The sequence below is a fragment of the Mycobacterium sp. NPDC006124 genome (genome assembly GCF_040614235.1).
Lineage (GTDB): Bacteria > Actinomycetota > Actinomycetes > Mycobacteriales > Mycobacteriaceae > Mycobacterium.
In genome coordinates, this window is the sequence record NZ_JBEXUA010000007.1 from 63,004 (window position 1) to 81,229 (window position 18,226).

General features: G+C 69.0%; 16 protein-coding genes. 9 read left to right on the plus strand and 7 right to left on the minus strand.

From position 1 onward, the window contains the following. Positions 1–33 precede the first annotated feature (33 nt). On the minus strand, positions 34–1,194 hold the full coding sequence (locus tag ABZ195_RS16050; protein WP_355219374.1) for a hypothetical protein: 1,161 nt from the start codon (positions 1,192–1,194) through the stop codon (positions 34–36). A gap of 170 nt (positions 1,195–1,364) precedes the next feature. Here ABZ195_RS16050 and ABZ195_RS16055 point away from each other — a divergent pair, with 170 nt between their 5' ends. Together ABZ195_RS16055 and ABZ195_RS16060 are read left to right on the plus strand one after the other, a co-directional pair. Then, positions 1,365–2,177, plus strand: a complete 813-nt coding sequence (locus ABZ195_RS16055) for a DUF2470 domain-containing protein (RefSeq protein ID WP_355219376.1) — start codon at positions 1,365–1,367, stop codon at positions 2,175–2,177. Between the two features lie 33 nt (positions 2,178–2,210). Next, a complete protein-coding gene (locus ABZ195_RS16060; RefSeq protein ID WP_355219378.1) occupies positions 2,211–2,780 on the plus strand; it encodes an orotate phosphoribosyltransferase in 570 nt (189 codons plus the stop codon). A gap of 13 nt (positions 2,781–2,793) precedes the next feature. On the opposite strand, the gene ABZ195_RS16065 is transcribed toward ABZ195_RS16060, so the two are convergent. From ABZ195_RS16065 to ABZ195_RS16080, 4 genes are read right to left on the minus strand one after another with little or no spacing between them, the layout of a single operon-like run. Beyond that, the gene (locus ABZ195_RS16065) at positions 2,794–3,834 is read right to left on the minus strand and encodes an ABC transporter ATP-binding protein (RefSeq protein WP_355219380.1); all 1,041 of its coding nucleotides are present in this window, start codon (positions 3,832–3,834) and stop codon (positions 2,794–2,796) included. Further along, positions 3,831–4,592 carry an ABC transporter permease subunit gene (locus ABZ195_RS16070; RefSeq protein ID WP_355219382.1) on the minus strand — a complete coding sequence of 254 codons (762 nt, stop codon included), beginning with the start codon at positions 4,590–4,592 and terminating at the stop codon, positions 3,831–3,833. Before ABZ195_RS16070 ends, ABZ195_RS16065 begins: the two co-directional genes overlap by 4 nt. A 7-nt stretch (positions 4,593–4,599) precedes the next feature. After that, a complete protein-coding gene (locus tag ABZ195_RS16075) occupies positions 4,600–5,460 on the minus strand; it encodes an ABC transporter permease subunit (RefSeq protein ID WP_355219782.1) in 861 nt (286 codons plus the stop codon). After that, complete coding sequence (locus ABZ195_RS16080; RefSeq protein WP_355219384.1) at positions 5,460–6,593, minus strand: extracellular solute-binding protein; 1,134 nt, start codon at positions 6,591–6,593, stop codon at positions 5,460–5,462. Before ABZ195_RS16080 ends, ABZ195_RS16075 begins: the two co-directional genes overlap by 1 nt. A gap of 236 nt (positions 6,594–6,829) precedes the next feature. On the opposite strand from ABZ195_RS16080, the gene ABZ195_RS16085 reads away from it, so the two are divergent. The 5 genes from ABZ195_RS16085 (at position 6,830) to ABZ195_RS16105 (ending at position 11,713) form a co-directional block, all read left to right on the plus strand. Then, a complete protein-coding gene (locus ABZ195_RS16085) occupies positions 6,830–7,471 on the plus strand; it encodes a hypothetical protein (RefSeq protein WP_355219386.1) in 642 nt (213 codons plus the stop codon). Continuing rightward, the gene (locus ABZ195_RS16090; protein WP_355219388.1) at positions 7,468–7,887 is read left to right on the plus strand and encodes a TIGR03668 family PPOX class F420-dependent oxidoreductase; all 420 of its coding nucleotides are present in this window, start codon (positions 7,468–7,470) and stop codon (positions 7,885–7,887) included. Before ABZ195_RS16085 ends, ABZ195_RS16090 begins: the two co-directional genes overlap by 4 nt. 85 nt (positions 7,888–7,972) lie before the next feature. Beyond that, positions 7,973–9,214 (plus strand): EAL domain-containing protein, encoded by a 1,242-nt coding sequence (locus ABZ195_RS16095; protein ID WP_355219390.1) that lies wholly within the window; start codon positions 7,973–7,975, stop codon positions 9,212–9,214. A 45-nt stretch (positions 9,215–9,259) separates the two neighbouring features. Next, a complete protein-coding gene (locus tag ABZ195_RS16100) occupies positions 9,260–10,327 on the plus strand; it encodes a dihydrodipicolinate reductase (protein WP_355219392.1) in 1,068 nt (355 codons plus the stop codon). A gap of 210 nt (positions 10,328–10,537) precedes the next feature. Then, a complete protein-coding gene (locus ABZ195_RS16105; protein WP_355219784.1) occupies positions 10,538–11,713 on the plus strand; it encodes an MCE family protein in 1,176 nt (391 codons plus the stop codon). A 129-nt stretch (positions 11,714–11,842) separates the two neighbouring features. Here ABZ195_RS16105 and car read toward each other — a convergent pair whose 3' ends face one another. Further along, on the minus strand, positions 11,843–15,319 hold the full coding sequence (car, locus tag ABZ195_RS16110) for a carboxylic acid reductase (protein WP_355219394.1): 3,477 nt from the start codon (positions 15,317–15,319) through the stop codon (positions 11,843–11,845). 202 nt (positions 15,320–15,521) lie between these two features. On the opposite strand from car, the gene ABZ195_RS16115 reads away from it, so the two are divergent. Next, a complete protein-coding gene (locus ABZ195_RS16115) occupies positions 15,522–16,448 on the plus strand; it encodes a class I SAM-dependent methyltransferase (protein ID WP_355219395.1) in 927 nt (308 codons plus the stop codon). Positions 16,449–16,464: 16 nt separating this feature from the next. On the opposite strand, the gene ABZ195_RS16120 is transcribed toward ABZ195_RS16115, so the two are convergent. Further along, complete coding sequence (locus ABZ195_RS16120; RefSeq protein ID WP_355219786.1) at positions 16,465–17,355, minus strand: DMT family transporter; 891 nt, start codon at positions 17,353–17,355, stop codon at positions 16,465–16,467. A gap of 213 nt (positions 17,356–17,568) precedes the next feature. Here ABZ195_RS16120 and ABZ195_RS16125 point away from each other — a divergent pair, with 213 nt between their 5' ends. Next, positions 17,569–18,222, plus strand: coding sequence for a nitroreductase (locus tag ABZ195_RS16125; RefSeq protein WP_355219397.1), 654 nt, complete (start codon positions 17,569–17,571; stop codon positions 18,220–18,222). The last annotated feature ends 4 nt before the right edge of the window (positions 18,223–18,226 follow it).

An 18,226-nucleotide genomic window follows, 5' to 3' on the forward strand; every position in this document is an offset into this window, starting at 1 on the left:
ACTCGACGCCGTGCGGGTCGACGGCGGCAGGACTCACGTGAGGAAGCGCGCCGCTCCGGTGCGCAGGTAGCGACCCGAATTGGCTTGCCGGTACCCGATCACGCCACCGCTGAACGTCAACGCCACCAAGCCGGCGAGGCCCGGCACCGCGACCATCGCCATCTCGTTCGCCCGCGCCATGCGCAGATACCGCGGGTAGCCCTGGCGCGGCGCCGCAGCGCCCATCGCCGACGCCGGTCCCGCCTGAGCCGACCCCGCGGGCGGCAGCCGATCGGTCGGGATCGATCCGGTCTGGGCCACCGACCCCTGGACCGCCGGGGCCCGCACACCCGCCGAACCCGCCGCGAGCACCCGGGGGCCCGCGGGGGGTGACCCGCTGATCGGACGCGGCGTCGCGACGCGGATCTGCGGAACCACCACCGGTGCCTGCAGCACCGGAAGACCCGACGATCCCGTCGACAGCGGTACCACGCCGCCGGTCCCGTCGACGTCGACGACCGACGGCTCCTCCTGCAAGGTCCGGAACGTCGGCGACGGCGTCGGTGGCGGAGCGGGTGGCCGAAATGGGTCATAGGGCGCGTAGGCGTCCATCAGCAGCGAGTTCACCGTGTTCAACGTCTGCCCGACCGACGTGTACGCGGCATAGGGATCGGTCAGGTTGAGCGACCAGCGCACGCTCTCGTATCCGGGCACCGGGATCGACGGCACCGGGACGGCGATCGGCGGGGTGAACGGCAGCGCCACCTCGACGGTGCTGCCCCGGCGGGCCGGCTCGGGCGACACCACCTCGGGTGCCGGCACGTCCGGCTTCGCCTCGACCTCCCCGGTCGACGGCCGGTCGCGTTTACGCCCGGGGGAGGCCCCGCCGACCGGGACGTCGGGCGTCGTCAGCGTGCCGGGCACCCGGCCGTTGCCGAAGATGCTCAAGGGTTTGCCGAACATGTCCCGCAGTTGCGTGGCGATCGTCTGGGGGATGTCGAAGATGCTGGGCGGCCGGACTGCCGGCGTGGCCGTCGGTGGAATGCCCGTCGTCGGCTCGGGTTCGCTGGATGATGGCGTGTCGGTGCCGGGGTCGGTCGGGGTGCCCGAGTCATCGGGGTCCGCGGCCGCCACACCCATGCCAAGGCCGCCCATTAGCAACGCTGCAATCAGCGCAGCAATGACCCTCGACACTGCGAGCACGGGCTTCGGCACGGCCCTCCCGTTTCAGCTAAATTTAACGTCTGAGCTGGTGAAATGGCGCGACCTGATTGTCTCACACGAGACCGCTGTGACGACGATCTTCGAGCCCCCGACAGCGGCCAGCGAACCGACGCACGACGTCGCCCCGGCGCGTCCGGGAGCCACGGCGGTAGGGTGCGGACGTGGCATCCGGTGACTCGTTGCGCGACCATGGCGACCCTGGCGACGCCCCGTCCATTCCGCCGCCCTTGACCGCGGTGCCGAGCGCCACCCGACCGTCGGCCGCCGAGGAGGCCCGCACGATCGCGGCGTCGACCAACACCGGCACGCTGGCCTCGCTGACTGCGAGCGGTGACCCGTGGGCGTCCTTCGTCACCTACGGACTGCTCGGCGGAGCCCCGGTGCTGTGCGTCTCCAACCTCGCCGAACACGGACGCAATCTGGCCGGCGATCCGCGCGCCAGCATCGCGATCGTCGCCGCGGCGACCGACACCGATCCACTCGCCAATTCGCGGATCACCCTCGCCGGCGTCGTCGAGCGGCCCACGCCCGACGAAGCCGCGGCAGCCCGCCAGGCTCACCTCGACGCGGTCCCCGCGGCGAAGTACTACGTCGACTACAGCGACTTCACGCTGTGGGTGCTGCGCGTCGACCGGGTCCGCTGGGTCGGGGGCTACGGCCGGATGGACTCCGCCGCCGGACCCGACTACGCGACCGCAGAGCCCGACCCGGTCCAGGCGGTCGCGGCGGGGGCCATCGACCACCTCAACGCCGACCACGCCGAGGCCTTGGCCGCGATGGCCAGGACGCTCGGTGGCTACCCCGACACCACGTCGGCAACCTGCACGGGCGTCGACCGCTACGGACTCGACCTCAAGGTGCTCACCGACCGCGGTGCGGCGTACCCGCGCGTCGGGTTCGCCCAGCGCATCGACTCGGCAGACGAATTGCGCGCGGCCACGGTCGAACTGACGCGGCGGGCGCGCGCGACCTGAACCGGCCCGTGCGCGGTGGCCTACGATCACTGCGTGTCCGAGCGCCCCGAGACCTGGCAAGCCGCCTTCGACCTGATCCGCACCCGCGGCTACGAACGCCGCGAGGAACCCTTCAAGCTGGCCAGCGGCCAGCTCAGCCACGACTACATCGACGGCAAGTTCGCCATCGACACCGGTGAGCGACTCACCGTCGTCAGCCGCGCAGTCGCCGACCTCGCCACCCAGACCGGCATCGAGTACGACGCCGTCGGTGGGCTGACCATGGGTGCCGACCCTCTGGCGCACGGCATCGCCATGGTGACGGGCAAGGCCTGGTTCTCGGTGCGCAAGGAACAGAAGCAGCGTGGCCGCGAGCAGTGGATCGAGGGCACCCGCATCGAACCGGGCATGCGCGTCCTGCTGGTCGACGACGTCATCAGCACCGGCGGTTCCACCGAGATCGCATTCGACCGGGTCGTCGCAGCGGGCGCCGTCGTCAGCGGCGTCATCCCGATGGTCGACCGCGGCGACGTGGCGGCCGGTCGATTCGCCCGTCGCAACGTGCCGTTCGCAGCCCTGGTCACCTACCGCGATCTGGGCATCGCACCGGTCAAGGACGTCTAGCCGTCGGCGCTCCTCAGCGCGAGGGCACGACCAGCACCTCGGAGGGGCGTACCCCCACGGCGACCTTCTGTCCCGGGCTGAACTCCCTGGCCTGCGAGCTGCTCAGTTGCGCATGGACGACGGATCCGTCGGGCAGCTCGACGTACACCCGCGAGATGGGACCGAGGAACGCCACCGACCGGACGGTGGCGGCGCCGGTGTCGTCCGCGGTGACGGTGACCGACTCGGGACGCACCATCGCCGTGCCCGCACCGGAGGTGATCGACCCGGGCAGCGTCGGCAGCTCGACGCCGAGCACCGCCGCCCGGCCGTCGGACACGTCGGCGGGCACGCGGTTGTTCAGGCCGACGAACTCGGCGACGAAGGGAGTGGCGGGGTTCGCGTACACCTCCGCGGGCGGGGCGAGCTGCTCGAGGCGGCCCTTGCTCATCACGCCCACCCGGTCGGCGACGGCGAGCGCCTCCTCCTGGTCGTGGGTGACGAAGAGCGTCGTCGTTCCGACTTCGAGCTGTACCCGGCGGATCTCGTCGCGGAGCTGGGTTCGCACCTTGGCGTCGAGCGCGGACAGGGGCTCGTCGAGCAACAGCACGCGCGGTTGGATCGCCAGCGCACGGGCCAACGCCACGCGCTGCTGCTGACCGCCCGACATCTCCGAGGCGTACTTGTGAGTGTGCTCGGACAAACCCACCAGCTCGAGCATCTCGGCTGCGCGCGTTGCCCTTTCAGCCTTGGCGCTGCCCCGCATCTTGAGCCCGAACTCGACGTTCTCCGCCGCGGTGAGATGTGGGAACAGACTGTAGGCCTGAAACACCATCCCCATGTCGCGCTTGTTGGCGGGCACCGACGTCAGGTCCTTGCCGTCGACGGTGACCGTCCCGGAGGTGGCCTTGTCGAGTCCGGCCAGGATGCGCAGCGCGGTGGTCTTGCCGCAGCCCGACGGGCCGAGCAGCGCGACGAATTCGCCGGGCTCCATCTTCAGGTTCAGCCCGTCGAGCGCCTTCACGCTGCCGTAGGTACGGGTGAGATCGGTCAGTTCGACCCCAACTCCACTCATGCGTGACGCCTCCGTCGGGTGACCAGGGAAAGTGCAAGCAGCAGAACGAAACCGAACAGCAGCGTGGCCAACGAGGCCGCCACCGAGGTGGGTCCGTCGGTCTTGCCGAGCGCGACGATCTGGATGGGCAGGGTCTGATACCCCGACAGCGAGGCGATGGTGTACTCGCCGAGCACGACGGCCACCGAGATGAACGCCGCCGACAGCACACCCGACCAGATGTTGGGGACGACGACGCGCGCGATGGTCGTCGCCCAGCCCGCGCCGAGCGACCGCGCCGCCTCCGACAGGGTCCCGAGGTCGATCGCCGAGAGCGCCGCGTCGATCGACCGGTACGAGAACGGCAGCACCACCACGACGTAGACGAAGGTCAGGGTCAACGCCGACTCGCCGAAGAAGTACGTCACCCACAGATAGACGTTCTTCAAGCCGACGACGACCACCAGGGCCGGGATGGTGAGCGGCAGCAGGCACAGGAACTCCACGACGCCCTTGGCCCACGGTGTCCGCAACCGGACCCAGATCATGGTGGGCACCAACAGGATCAGCATCACCACCACGGTCAGCACGGCGAGCAGCAGCGACGTGACGATCGACTGGTAGAGGGCCTCGTCGGTGACGAGGTTGGACCAGGCCGCCATCGTGCGCCCACCCTGGAGCAGGTTGCGCGTGGAGAAGTCGGCCATCGCGTAGAGGGGGAACAGGAAGAAGAGTCCGAAGACCACCCACAGCGCGCCCCTGACCACCCGGGTTCTCATGGCCACCTCATCGCAACCACCGTGACGTCCGCCGGACCAGCAGGCTGTAGGCGCCCATCACCAGGGCGACGACGACGATCATCTCCAACGCCAAGGCGTAGGCGAAGCCCGACTGGCCGAGCACCACCTCGCTGGTGAGCGCGGCGCGGATGAGCAGCGGCACGATCGGGCTGCCCTGGCTGACCAAAGCCGCGGCCGTCGCGTAGGCGGCAAAGGCGTTGGCGAACAACAGGAGCACCGCACCCAGGAACGCCGGGGTCAGCAGCGGCACGGCGACCTGCCGCCAGTACTGCCACGTCGAGGCCCCGAGGCTGACGGCGGCCTCACGCCACTGTTCGCGCAGACCCTCCAGCGCGGGCAGGAACACGATGACCATCAGCGGGATCTGAAAGTACGTGTACACCAGCACCAGACCCGGCAGTCCATAGAGCCAACCGGAACCGGCGAGGTTCCAGCCGAAGTGATCCTGTACCCACAGCGTGAGCACGCCGTTGAGGCCGATCGTCGCCAGGAACGCGAATGCCAGTGCCACGCCACCGAATTGAGCCAGCACGCTGCACAGCGAGATGACACCGCGGCGGATCATCGACGTGGCGGGGCGCGTCACGATCAACCACGCCAGCAGCGCGCCGAACACCGCTCCGAGCAACGCGGTGCTGCCCGAGAGGAACACGCTCCGGCCCAGCGCCGTCAACGCCGTCTCGGAGAACAGCGCGCTGAGCCGAGCCAGGGAGAACCGGCCGTCCTCGACCACCGCGCTCGCGATGACGGTCACGGTCGGCACGATCAGGAAGATCCCGACCACCGCGAAGAACGGCAGCAGCGCCAGGGAGTCGACGAGCCGACCGCGGATCTTGGCCAGGGCGATCAGCCGATCGCCTTGGCCCAGTTGGCCTCCAGGTACTTCTTGGCCGCGTCGCTCTGCTGCTGGGTCACGAAGACCGCGGAACCGTCGACCGGCGGCAGTTGGCGGTAGGCGGTCAGGTCGATCGTACCCGCGGTCACCATGCTGTCCGCGCGGACGGGCCGGGCGCTGCCCTGCAGATAGAGGTTCTGCCCCTCGTCACTGAAGAGGAACTCCTGCCACAACCGGGCCGCCGCGGGATGCGGCGCGTCCTTGTTGACGGCCTGGTAGTAGTAGCCCGCCAAGGCGGCGTTGGGCGGGACGACGACCTTCCACGACGGCAGCTTCTTGGTCTCGGCGACGTTGAGGTAGTCCCAGTCGATGACGACCGGCGTCTGGCCGGACTCGATGGTGGCCGGCGTCGGGTCGACGGGCAGGAAGTTGCCCGCCTGCTTGAGCTTTCCGAAGAAGTTGACGCCCGGGGCGATGTCGTCGGGCGATCCACCCTGGCTGAGGGCGACCATCATGACGCCGGAGAACGCCGCGCCGGCCTGCGTCGGATCGCCGTTGAGGGCGACCTTGCCCTTGAACTCCGGGCGGAGCAGGTCGTCGACGGTCTTGATCTCCGGGACCTTGGCCGAGTCGTAGCCGATGGAGATGTAGCCGCCGTAGTCGTTGACCCAGGCGCAGTCCGGCGCCTTCATCTCGGCGCCGATCTCGTCGAACTTCGCCACCTTGTACGGCGCGAACATCGCGGTGTTGGCCAGTGCGACGGACTGCCCGAGGTCGAACACGTCCGGGGCTGTCGACTTGCCCTTTTGCTGGGTGGCGGCGTTGATCTCGTCCTGGCTGGCCGCGTCGGGCTGGGCGGAGTTGACCTTGATTCCGTACTTGTCTCCGAACGCCTTGATGATGGCGCCGTAGTTCGCCCAGTCCGGGGGCAACGCGATGACGTTGAGCTCGCCCTCCTTCTTCGCGGCGTCGATCAGGCCCGACATGTCGGTCCCGCCGAAGTCGGCCGCCGAGGTCGCCTCGCTCGCGTTGACTCCCGAGGAGGTCTTCTCCCCCTTGTCCTTTGACTCCGGTGGTGCGCACGCGACGAGACCGCCTGCGACGACGAGGACCAAGGCGCTGGCGGCGAGGCGCATCTTCTTCATTGGCGAACCTTCTTATGTGCGGGAGGCACGACGGTGGCGTCGAGGTGACGACGCCTGGTCGTGACGGTGAACGAACCGGGTCTGCACTATCAGTCTGGGGGGACCTTACCGTCGAGCCCACGGGTCGGCAGGCGTTCTCGGGCTGTCCGTCTCCCGTCGCGAGGGGATCTTCGACGCGCAGGGGCAATTTGCCATCCGGGCGCCCATAAGCGCTGGTCGCCACCTAACATCGTGGGGTGGTGGACGGCGAGGCCTCGGGGGAGGCCAGGTTGGACGATCCGGTCGACGAGCTGGTCGACACGGATCGCCTGGCCTTGGCGCGGTCCGAGGACCCCGAGCCCACGGCGCCCGACGACCCCGGTTTCGGATACCTCTTCGACGAACCGGACCCGCCGTCGGAGGAGTTCGCCGAGGAGCCCGAACCACACGTCGAATGGGTCGAGCCGCCGCCTCCCACCGCGGCGGAGGAGCAGACCTTCGACGCCTTCGACGCCAGCACGTGGAACTTCAAGCCCGCGCCGGCGCCGTGGTATCGGACCGGGCACACGGCCGTCGTCGTGGCCGCCGTGTCGATCGCGGCGGTCGCCCTCGTCGTCTCGGTGGTCCTGTTGGCGTTCCGTGGGTCCTCCGGCGAGGCCACCACCCCCGCCGACCAGACCTCGAAAGCACCCGCCGCGTCGGAGGTCCCGACCACCACCACGACCGAGGCCGAGCTGCCTCCGCCTCCCCCGCCGCCTCCGCCACCGCCACCTCCGTCGGCGTCGGAGATCCAGCGGGCACCGGTCGTCGTGCGGCCACCGTCTCGCCCGAGTAAGAAGCCGGAGATCAACGTCACCCGCTCCCCGATGAGCGTGAGTCCCCAAAAGCCTTCTCGGTGAACGACTTCGACGCAGCGGCCCACTTCGCGAATGCTCCCGTGGCGGTGCTTTCGACCGTCGGCGAGGACGGCGCGCCACACGTGGTGCCGGTCGTGTTCGCCGCGCGGACCGTCGGCGAGGCGACGACGCTGTACACCGCCGTCGACGCGAAGCGAAAGTCGACGTGGCGGCTGCGACGCCTGGCGAACATCGCCGCCAATCCGCGGGTGAGCCTGCTGGTCGACCATTACGAGGACGACTGGGCGCGCCTGTGGTGGGTCCGGGCCGACGGCGTGGCGACGGTGCACGAGAGCGGCGAGCAGATGGCCGTCGGCTATGCCGAGCTGCGCGCGAAGTACCGCCAGTACGAGCGGCTTGCGCTCGACGGTCCGGTGGTCACCGTGACGGTGACACGATGGGCGTCGTGGCATGCGTGAACGATCCGCGGGAGGTGGTGGCCGTGTCGGCCGGAGGGAGAGATTCTTCGGTTCGCGCAGCCGGCGGCACCGTCCGGGATCGCCCGTGACGCCGTACACCGAGACCGCCACCGAGTGGGATCCCGCGCTGACGGGCCTTGCCCTCGAACCCGCCTACCAACGGATCGTGTCCCTGGAGGACGAGGCGACCGTGGGGTTCGAGGCACTCGCCCGCTGGCCGTCGATCTGCGGCGCCGATCCGTTGTCGGTATTCGCCAGGGCAGCGGCCGTCGGGGAGGTCGACGCGCTGGACCGGTCGTGCATCGACGCCGCCATCGCGGGCGCGCTCGACGGCGGTCTCGAGCGCGGCACGATGCTGGCGATCAACTGCGAGCCGGCCAGCCGACACGTCGGTCTGGCCGACAGTCAGGTGTTGGCGCGCGGGCACGCCGAACTCGACCTGGTCTTCGAGTTGACCGAGCGCGGCCTGTTGGCGCACCCACGGGCCCTGCTGGCCAAGGTCGCCGCGCTGCGGGCCGACGGGTTCGCCATCGCGCTGGACGACGTCGGCAGCCATCCCGACTCGCTGGCACTGCTCGACATCGTCGACCCCGACGTCATCAAGCTCGACCTGCGTCTCGTACAGTCCCAGCCCGATCGGGACCAGGCCCGCATCCTCGCCGCGGTGCTTGCACACCACGAGCGCACCGGCGCCATCATCCTCGCCGAGGGCATCGAGACCGCCGAGCACCTCGAGCAGGCGTTGGCGCTCGGTGCGACGCTCGGACAGGGCTACCGATTCGGGCACCCCGGGCCGCTCGAGGAACGGGTCCCCGCACGCTGGCATCGCCGCTCGCGACCGCCGCTCACCGAACCCGGGGCGGAGTCGCCGTTTCGCCACCTGGCGGCCGCCGGGCGACTTCGCACCGCCCGCAAGGAGACCCTGACGGCCTTCTCCCGCCACATCGAAAGCCAGGCCACGCATTCGGCGGACCCCCCGATGGTTCTGAGCACCCTGCAGAGCGTCGAGCACCTCACGCCGGGCACGCTGCGCCGCTACCGCGAGCTGGCGAAGACCTCGCCTCTGGTCGCCCTCTTCGGCGAAGGCATGTCGCCGGACCTTGGCGGGGGAATTCGCGGTGTCCACCTGGCGGCCGACGATCCCATGTGCGCCGACTGGATCGTGCTGGCGCTGGGCGCCCACACCGCCGCCGCGCTCATCGCCCGCGAACGCGACGGCGCGGACGCACCGCTCGCCGAGACCGAGCGGCGTTTCGACTTCACCATCACCTACGACAGAGCCCTCGTCACGGCGACGGCACACTATCTGCTGGGCCGGATGATCTGAGTCAGAACAGAGGACAGCTCGGAGCTGACGTGTCACTGTGATGTGATGGCACTCCGGATCATCTCGTGGGGAACGGGCGCGGTCGGCAAGGAGGCGCTGGCAGCCATCCTGGATTCCCGCTCCGAACTCGAATTAGTGGGCGTCAAGGCCCATTCCGAGGACAAGGACGGCGTGGATGCGGGCACCCTACTCGCTCGCGAACCCGTCGGAGTCCTCGCCTCCGTCGACGCCGCCCGGGTGCTCGCGATCGAGGCGGACTGCGTGGTGTACACCCCGAGGCTGACGTCCGTCGACGAGGTGTGCACGATCCTGGCGAGCGGCAAGAACGTCGTCACGACGGCTTTTCTATTCCATCCCAACAGGATTCGGCTCCGCGACCGGGACCGCGTCCTGGCCGCCTGCCTCGAGGGCGGGGTCAGCGTTCATGGCAGCGGTCTGAACCCGGGCAACATCTCCGGCGTGCTGCCGCTGGCGCTGACCGGCATGAGCCGCACCCTCGAGGAGGTGAAGCTGCAGGAGCGGGCCGACTGGTCGGCCTACGACAGCACCTCGATCACCTTCGACAACATGCGCTTCGGCCAGCCGGTCGACGAAATCTCGGCGACGGCAAGTGACTTCCTGGCGTTCAACAGTTCGATCTTCACCGAACAGGTGTGGTTGCTGGCCGACGCGTTACACGCCGGCATCGACGAGGTGACGGCGACCGTGGACGCCGTCGCCGCCAAACGCGACCACGAGATCTTCGACCACGTGCTGAGGGCCGGGACGACCGCCGGTCAGCGCTGGAACTGGGTGGGCCGGCGGCAGGGTCGGCCGCTGGTCGAGATCGAGACGCTGTGGACCGTCGGCAACGAATACCCCGGGCACTGGCCGAAACCGCAGCACGGCTGGACGCTGAGCATCGAGGGCGATCCGTCGATGCGGGTCCACTTCCTCTCGTTGGCGAGCTTCAAGCGCGACGCGTCGATGCTCGAGCACGTCAACGCGGCGAATGTCGCCACCGCTATGCAGGTCGTCAATGCGATACCCGCCGTCTGCGCAGCCGCACCGGGCTTCGCAACCAGCGCGACCCTCCCCCTGGTGCGCAGCCTGATCGGGTTCGGCAACGTCTGAGACGCACCCGATGGGTGTGTCCCAGACCATGATTGGCCGCGCGGCGTGATCAGCGCCGCATTCTTGGCGTGACGCTTGCACCCCCACCAACCGGTTGGGAAACTTCTGCCGTCGCACCGTCCGGGGCCGACGGTCCGAAGGGAGCTGGGCTTGCGCTCTCCGACGGCCGCCCTGGAACCTCGCTTCCGGCACTGGCGACACGACCCGCCCGTGAAGACCTCCGCTGCCGTGCTGTTCCTCGCCGTCGGCGTCGTCGTGGTGTTGGTGTGGTGCCAGTTTCGGGGCGTCTTCGCCGACACCACCGAGCTGACGTTGCTGTCCCCACGTTCGGGTCTGTCGATGGACCCGGGGTCCAAGGTGACCTACAACGGCGTCGAGATCGGTCGCGTGGCCGGGATCGACGCGGTGAACGTCGACGGCACGCCGATGGCCAGGATCGTGCTCGCCGTCGCACCCGCCGACGTGGCGCTGCTGCCGGCCAACGTCGACGCGCAGATCAAGGCCTCCACGGTGTTCGGCAACAAGTACGTCGCGCTCTCGTCCCCGGCCAAGCCCGTGCCGGAGCGGGTCAGCCCCACCAGCCCGATCCGGTCGGCCACCACGAGCACCGAGTTCAACACACTCTTCGAGACCGTCGTCGAGGTCACGCGGCACGTCGACCCGATCAAGCTGAACCAGACACTGAGCGCGACGGCACAGGCGTTGAGCGGCTTGGGAATCCGATTCGGGAAGTCCGTGGAGGACGGCAACGCGATTCTCGACGACGTCAACCCGCTGCTGCCCCGCGTCGGCGAGGACTTCCGCGGCCTGGCCGACCTCGCCGACGTCTACTCCGACAGCGCGCCAGATCTCTTCGACGGCTTGGCGGGTGCGGTGACCACGGCGCGCACCCTGAACGAGCGGCGCTCCGACCTCGACGCGGCCCTGATGGCGTCGGTCGGGTTCGGCAACACCGCCGGGGATGTCGTCGTCAACGGCACCCCGTACCTGGTCCGCGGAGTAGCCGACCTGGTGCCCACCAGCGCGCTGCTCGACGAGTACAGCCCCGAATTGTTCTGCACCATCCGTAATTACCACGACGTCGAGCCGGCGTTCTCGAAGTTCGGTGGCGGCAACGGGTACTCGCTGATGTTGCGCGACGAACTCGTCGGCCCGGGCAATCCCTACGTCTACCCCGACAACTTGCCCCGGGTGAACGCCCACGGCGGTCCCGAGGGGCGGCCGGGCTGCTGGCAGCCGGTGACCCGCGACCTGTGGCCGATGCCGTACCTGGTGATGGACACCGGGGCGTCGATCGCGCCGTACAACCATCTCGAGTTGGGGCAGCCGCTGGCCGCGGACTTCGTCTGGGGCCGCCAGATCGGCGAGAACACGATCAACCCGTAGCCCCCCGAACGCCCCGACGACACCCCACGACGACATCAAGTGTGCTGGGAGATCGCGAATCTTCGATGAATCGCGATCCCACAGCACACTCGATGCGTCGGGGGGACCGGGGGACGGGGGACGGGTGGGTTACAGCAGGCCGAGCAGCTTCAGGTCCGTGACGTACTTGACGATCACCGGCGCCGTGACGTGCGGAATGTCCTTGTCGGGCCCGATCTTCGCCTCCTGCACCGCAGCCCTGAACCGGTCGGTCGGGGCGATCGACCCGTTGAACGGGTGATCCGGGGACTGGTAGTTGTGCAGCAGCGGCAGCAGTGAGGCGTTGCGCTGCTTCTCCGGCAGGCTCCGCAGCGTCGTCTCGAAGCGCTGCAGCCAGTCGCGGTAGTCCTCGATGCGACGGATGGGGTAGCCCGCATCGACGAGCCAGTCGACGAACTGGTCCATGCCGATGCCGTCGTCGTACGGGTTCATCACGTGGTAGGTCTCGAAACCGTCCTGAACCTGAACGCCCAGCGTGGAGATCGCCTCGGCGATGAACTCCACCGGCAGCCCGTCGTAGTGCGCCCGCTGACGCTCGCCGTCGGCCCCGAGCACGTAGAACGATTGCGGCGCAATGCCGGTCGCCACCAAGCTCAGCATCATGCGGGTGAACATGTCGGGCAGGTTGAGCTGGCCGGCGTAGGTGGTGTCGGCGAGGATCATGTCGCAGCGGAACACCGACGCGGGTAGACCGTAGTGCTCGTGCGCCTCGCGCAGCAGCACCTCGCCGCCCCACTTGCTGTTGCCGTATCCGTTGGCGTAGCTCTCGTCGACCGTGCGGGTGGCGCTGACCACGCGGACGTCGGCGTCCTCGTCGTTCTCGGCCGGGTCGATGCCCGCCCCGACGGCGATCGTGGACACGTAGACGAAGGGCTTGATCTTCGTGGTGAGCGCGATGCGGATGAGCTCCGCGGTGCCGAGCACGTTGGGGGCGAACAGCTGGCTGTAGGGCAGGACGTGGTTGACCAGGGCCGCCGGGTCGACGATGAGGTCGACGGTGTCGGCCAACCGTTGCCAGGTGGCGTCGTCGAGGCCGAGGTTGGCCTCGCCCTTGTCACCGGCGAGCACCTCGAGGTGGTCGGCGGCCATCGCGCGGTAGTGCTCGAGCAGCTTGGGGTCACCGCTGTCGAAGGTGTCGTCCAACCTACGGCGCGCGTCGTCGTCGGACTTGGCACGGACGATGCAGATTACCTTGCCGTCGACCAGGTCCATCCGCTCCAGCCATTCCAGGGCCAGATAGCGACCCAGGAAGCCCGTTGCGCCGGTGAGCAATACGGTGCGCACCTCGGTGCTGGCGTGGGGTAGCGACGCGGCCGCGGCGAGGGTGTCCTCGTCGAGGAACTTCTCCAGCGTCAGGTCGGCTGCGCGCACCACCGTCGCGTCGCGACCATGGATCGCGTCGTAGGTGGGTCGCTTGGATCCACCGGCGCGCTGCGCCTCGACGTAGGCCGCGATCGCCGCGAGGTCGCTGGCGGGGCTGACGATCACGCCGACCGGGACGTCGACGTCGAAGATGTCGTGCAGCAGGTTGGCGAAGGTCAAGGCGGACAGAGAATCTCCGCCGAGATCGGTGAACTGCGCATCGGGCTGCACGTCGGAGGCAGCAGCCCCCAGCAGCGCCGTCGCCGCGCGGCTGACGGTCTCGAGGACGGGCCGGTCGGCGCCGCTCTGACGTAGTGCCCGCAGCTCGCCTTCCTGACCGTCGGCCAGGTCGACGTACAGCTGCTCGAGTTCGGCGCCGTAGCGCTCCTTGAGCCGGGGCCAGGCCAGCTTGCGGATGCCGGTCAGCAGGCCGTTCTCCATCGTGAACGGGGTGGTCTCGACGAGGAAGTCGCGCGGAACCTCGTAGGACTGCAGGCCGGCGGTGCGCGCGGCCTCCTTGAGCGAGGCGCTGATCTCAGACTTCAATTCGTCTGCACTGTAACGGGTTTGGGCGTCCTCGGTGGGGACCACCACGGCCAGCAGGTAGGGCCGCGCGCTGTTGCCGTAGATGTAGATCTGACGCACCAGCGGGCTGTCGGTGTAGGCGGCCTCCAGCTTGGACACCGTGACGAACTCGCCCTGAGCCAGCTTGATGACGTTGTTGCGGCGATCCAGGTACTGCACCTGGTCGGGGCCGAGGTCGGCGACGATGTCGCCGGTGCGGTAGTAGCCGTCGGGGTCGAACACCTTGGCGGTGACCTCGGGGCGCTTGTAGTAGCCGGGGAACAGCTGCTCGGACTTGACCAGCAGCTCACCGCGGGGATGCGGCACGTCGGTGCCGTAGTAGCCCAGCTCGGGAACGTCGACCAGCTTGTAGTCGATCACCGGCGGGCGCCGGATCACTCCGTCGACGAAGACCGCGCCGGCCTCGGTGGAGCCGTAGCCCTCCACGAGGTGCATGTCGAGGAACTCCTCGACCCAGGCCTTCAGCTCGGGCGAGATGGGGGCAGATCCGGTGATCGCGCTGACGTACCGCCCGCCGAGCAGGCTCTGGCGAAGTTCTTCGAGGGTGGCGCCGCGGTCGGTTTGGCTGACGTACTCCTGGTAGAGCATGTCCCAGATTCGCGGGACGAAGCTCAGCTGCGTGGGCCGCACGAGTGCGAGGTCCTCCAGCAGGGTGGACAGGTCGCTGCGGGCGGCGAAGTAGACGGTGCCACCGCTGGCGATGCTGCCGTAGAGGATGCCGCGGCCCATGACGTGGCTCATCGGCAGGAAGGCCAGCGTGATCGCGGGCAGCACGCCCTGGTTCTCGTCCCAGTGTGCGTTGGCGGCGGCGCGCCACATGGTCGCGACCTTGCTCTCCGGGTACATCGCACCCTTGGGGGCGCCGGTGCTGCCGGAGGTGTAGACCAGCAGTGCCAGCGGGTCCTCGCCCTCGCCGACGACGGACTGGGGCGACGGCAGCGCCTGGCCTCGGCTCAGCAGGTCGGCCATGGTCTCGACGGCCACCGAGGTGTCTGCGAGGCGCGCCGTGGCGGCCTCGAGCGCCTCGCGCTGGTCGTCGACCTGCGGTTGGAAGTCGAAGACGACCAGTCGAGCGGGGGGTGTCTGGGCACCGAGGACGAGTTCCACCGCGTCGTCGACGTAGTCGATGCTCGAGGCGATGACCACCGGTTCGGTCTCGGCCACGATCGGCTGCAGCTGGGTCTGCGGTGCGCTGGTCTGCAGCGGTACCGAGACCGCGCCAAGTTGCGAGGCGCCGGTGTCGACGACGGTGTAGTCGACGCTGGTGAACCCGAGGATCGCGATCCGGTCACCGGGGCGGACGGGGTCGTTCTGCAGCGCGGCACCGAACGCCTGGATGCGTTCCCAGAGCTGGCCGTAGGTGACGGTGTCGAAGTGGGGCGTCAACTTCGACGTGGTGCGCCCGCCGTCGGTGACGTACTCGACGGCACGCTGGCCCAGTGCGGGCCGGTCGGCGTACCCCTCCATCACCGTGCGGACGAGATCGGGAAGGCGCAGGTCGGGTTGGCCTGCAGCCTCGCTGACGGCGAGATCGGGCGTTGCGGCGGCGAACTGTGCGTCGTCGGCGTACAGATCGGCGATGCGGCGCTCGAGGCGCGCTTCGCGGCTGTTGTTCGACATGGAAGACCCCTTGGAAAGACTGCGTCGTGCACTGCGTCGTGCACTGGAATTGGTGGGGCAGGCGACGTTGCCTGACTCGTCGGGTACAACGTTAGCAAAACTAAAGATCTTCCCCAAACTCGTGACCTGGCAGTTTGCTGTGAGTCGAACCATGTTCGGCTTCGATCGTTATGCTGGCTAAGTAACCTATGGAGAGGTAGAGATGACTCGCACCGAAGACGACACGTGGGATTTGGCCACCAGCGTGGGCACCACCGCGACGATGGTGGCGGCCGCACGGGCAATCGCCACCCGAGACGGCGCGATAGACGATCCGTTCGCCGAACCCCTGGTTCGCGCCGTGGGTGTGGACTTCCTCACCAAATGGGCCACCGGTGAGCTGAACTCGGCCGACGTCGACGCGGGAGAAGCCGGCTGGGGCCTGGCGCAGATGCCCGCCGCCATGGCCGCTCGGACCCGATACTTCGACGGGTTCTTCGCCGACGCCGCCGCGGCCGGGATCCGGCAGGCCGTCATCTTGGCCTCCGGACTCGACGCACGCGCGTACCGGCTGGACTGGCCGACGGGCATGACGGTCTACGAGATCGACCAGCCGGCGGTCATCGAGTTCAAGTCGACGACGCTGACCGGTCTCGGCGCCGCACCCAAGGCCGACCGCCGCGCCGTGGCCGTCGACCTGCGCGACGACTGGCCCGCAGCGCTGAAGGCCGCCGGCTTCGACCCCGGCCAGCCGTCGGCGTGGATCGCCGAGGGTCTGTACGGCTATCTGCCGCCCGAGGCGCAGGACCGCCTGCTCGACGCCGTCACCGAACTCAGTGCGCCGGGCAGCCGACTGGGTAGCGAGGCCGTACCGAACACCGCGGGGTTCGACTCCGAGAAGATGCGGGATCGGATGCGCGAATCCACGGCCAAGTGGCGTGAGCACGGCTTCGACCTCGACTTCACCGACCTCACCTTCGTGGGCGAACGCAACGACGTGGCCGAATACCTCGACGCCCGCGGCTGGTCCTCGGTGGGGACTCCGATGGACAAGCTGTTGGCCACGCACGGCTTCGACTCGATCCCGGAGACCGATGACGACGCCCCCACCATGAGCGGCGTCACCTACATCACGTCGACCCGGAACTGATCCACCGGACTGGAGGTCAGGCCGCCCGCGCGGCCTCGATCTCCAGTTCGGCGGCGTAGGCGCCCTCGCCGCGACCGAGGGAGAAGGTCGCCGCGGTCATAGCGCCGACGGCGAGTATCAGGGCGAGGAGTTCGAGTCCGTCGACGTCGAGTTCCTCCCCGAGCAGCAGTGCGCCAAGGCCCACGGCGACGATGGGTTCCAGGACCAGCATCGCCGGCACCGACGTCTGCAGCGCGCCGGCGTGGAACGCCGACTGCTGCAGCAGCGTCGCGATGATGCCGAGTGCGATCAGCGCGTACGGCGCTGGCGTCGCCAGCAACCCGACGGGCCCCCGCTCGTCGAGCAGGTGCATCACGTACTTGGTGACCACGGCGACCGCTCCGAACAGCACGCCGACGCCGACGGCGAACAGCACCGCCCGGCGCCCGCCCTCCAACCGCCGGGCAACCAGGATGCACGCCGCGATCAGCACGACGCAGCCCAGGGACACGACCGCCGTCATCACCGCCGACGCCGGCCGGTCCGGCGGGCCGGGGCGGGCGAGCAGGACGAAGAACGCCAGTGCCACGGTCAGCAACGCCGCCCACAGCCACTCCCGGCGGGTCACGCGGCGACCGGCCAGTCTCGCGCTCAACGGCAGGGCAAACAGCAACGCCGACACCAGAAGTGGTTGGACGACGATCAGCGAACCCTTGATCAGCGCCAGCGCCTGGAAGACGTAACCGGCGACGGCCACGGCGGTGCCCGCCCACCACAGCGGTCGCCGAAGCAGCGTGGCGAACATGTGGGTGCTGACGCTCTGATCCGCTGGCAGGTCCATCGTGGCGCGCTGCCGCACGACGATGCCGACGGCCATGCACACCGCCGAGCACAGCGCGAAGAGGACGACCAGCCCATGGCCCAACAACGTCCTCGGCACCCTTCATCGGCGATGTGACCTACCCCGTCTCTACACCGTAGAGGTGTCGCCCACCGGCCTCGACCCGAGAGTCCTCGCCAGCCCCCTGAGCTGCGGTGGGATCGAGGCGGTCGGGGACCTTCGTCGATCCATCGACGGCGTGGGCCGCCGTGACGCACCCTGTGTCCAAGAGACCGGTCGTCGACCGAAGGGGACACTGCGATGTACGACCTCGATGAGACCATTCGGGCCCGGCGCTCGACCCGACTGTTCCTGCGCGAGAAGCCGGTGCCACACGACCTGGTCCTCGAAGCCCTCGAACTCGCCGTGCGAGCCCCGTCGAACTCCAACATCCAACCGTGGCGCGTGGTGTTCAACTCCGGACCGGCGCGCGACCGACTGGTCGAGGCGCTCCTCTCCGAGGCGGCCAAGGGCGACCCGAACGTGCCGCCGCTGCCGGAGGAGTTCACCCACTTCCGCCGCGATCTCGGCGCAATCCTGTACGGCACGATGGGCGTCGCACGTCACGATGCCGCCGCGAGAAGGGTTGCGGTGCTTCGTAACTGGGAGTTCTTCCGCGCGCCGCTCGGGGCGGTGGTCTGCATGCACCGCGACCTGGGCTACGTCGACGCCATGGGTGTCGGCATGTTCCTGCAGAACTTCATGCTGGCCCTGACCGCCCGCGGCGTCGGCAGCTGCGTGCAGGTGTCGATCGCCGGCTACCCGGAGGTGATCCGCGACCAACTGGGCATCGCCGAGGACATGCGGATCCTGTGCGGGCTGTCGATCGGCTACCCCGACCCCGACTTCGCGGCCAACACCCTGGACGTGCCGCGCAGCCCGCTCGATCAGAACTTCACGTTCCTCGAGGACTGAGCCA

Bases quoted from the DNA above. Each gene is read 5' to 3' on its own strand.
- ABZ195_RS16070 (WP_355219382.1), bottom strand. From the start codon at position 4,592: ATGAGAACCCGGGTGGTCAGGGGCGCGCTGTGGGTGGTCTTCGGACTC.
- ABZ195_RS16065 (WP_355219380.1), bottom strand. From the start codon at position 3,834: ATGAGTGGAGTTGGGGTCGAACTGACCGATCTCACCCGTACCTACGGC.
- ABZ195_RS16115 (WP_355219395.1), top strand. From the start codon at position 15,522: ATGACTCGCACCGAAGACGACACGTGGGATTTGGCCACCAGCGTGGGC.
- car (WP_355219394.1), bottom strand. From the start codon at position 15,319: ATGTCGAACAACAGCCGCGAAGCGCGCCTCGAGCGCCGCATCGCCGAT.
- ABZ195_RS16080 (WP_355219384.1), bottom strand. From the start codon at position 6,593: ATGAAGAAGATGCGCCTCGCCGCCAGCGCCTTGGTCCTCGTCGTCGCA.
- ABZ195_RS16125 (WP_355219397.1), top strand. From the start codon at position 17,569: ATGTACGACCTCGATGAGACCATTCGGGCCCGGCGCTCGACCCGACTG.
- ABZ195_RS16100 (WP_355219392.1), top strand. From the start codon at position 9,260: ATGGCACTCCGGATCATCTCGTGGGGAACGGGCGCGGTCGGCAAGGAG.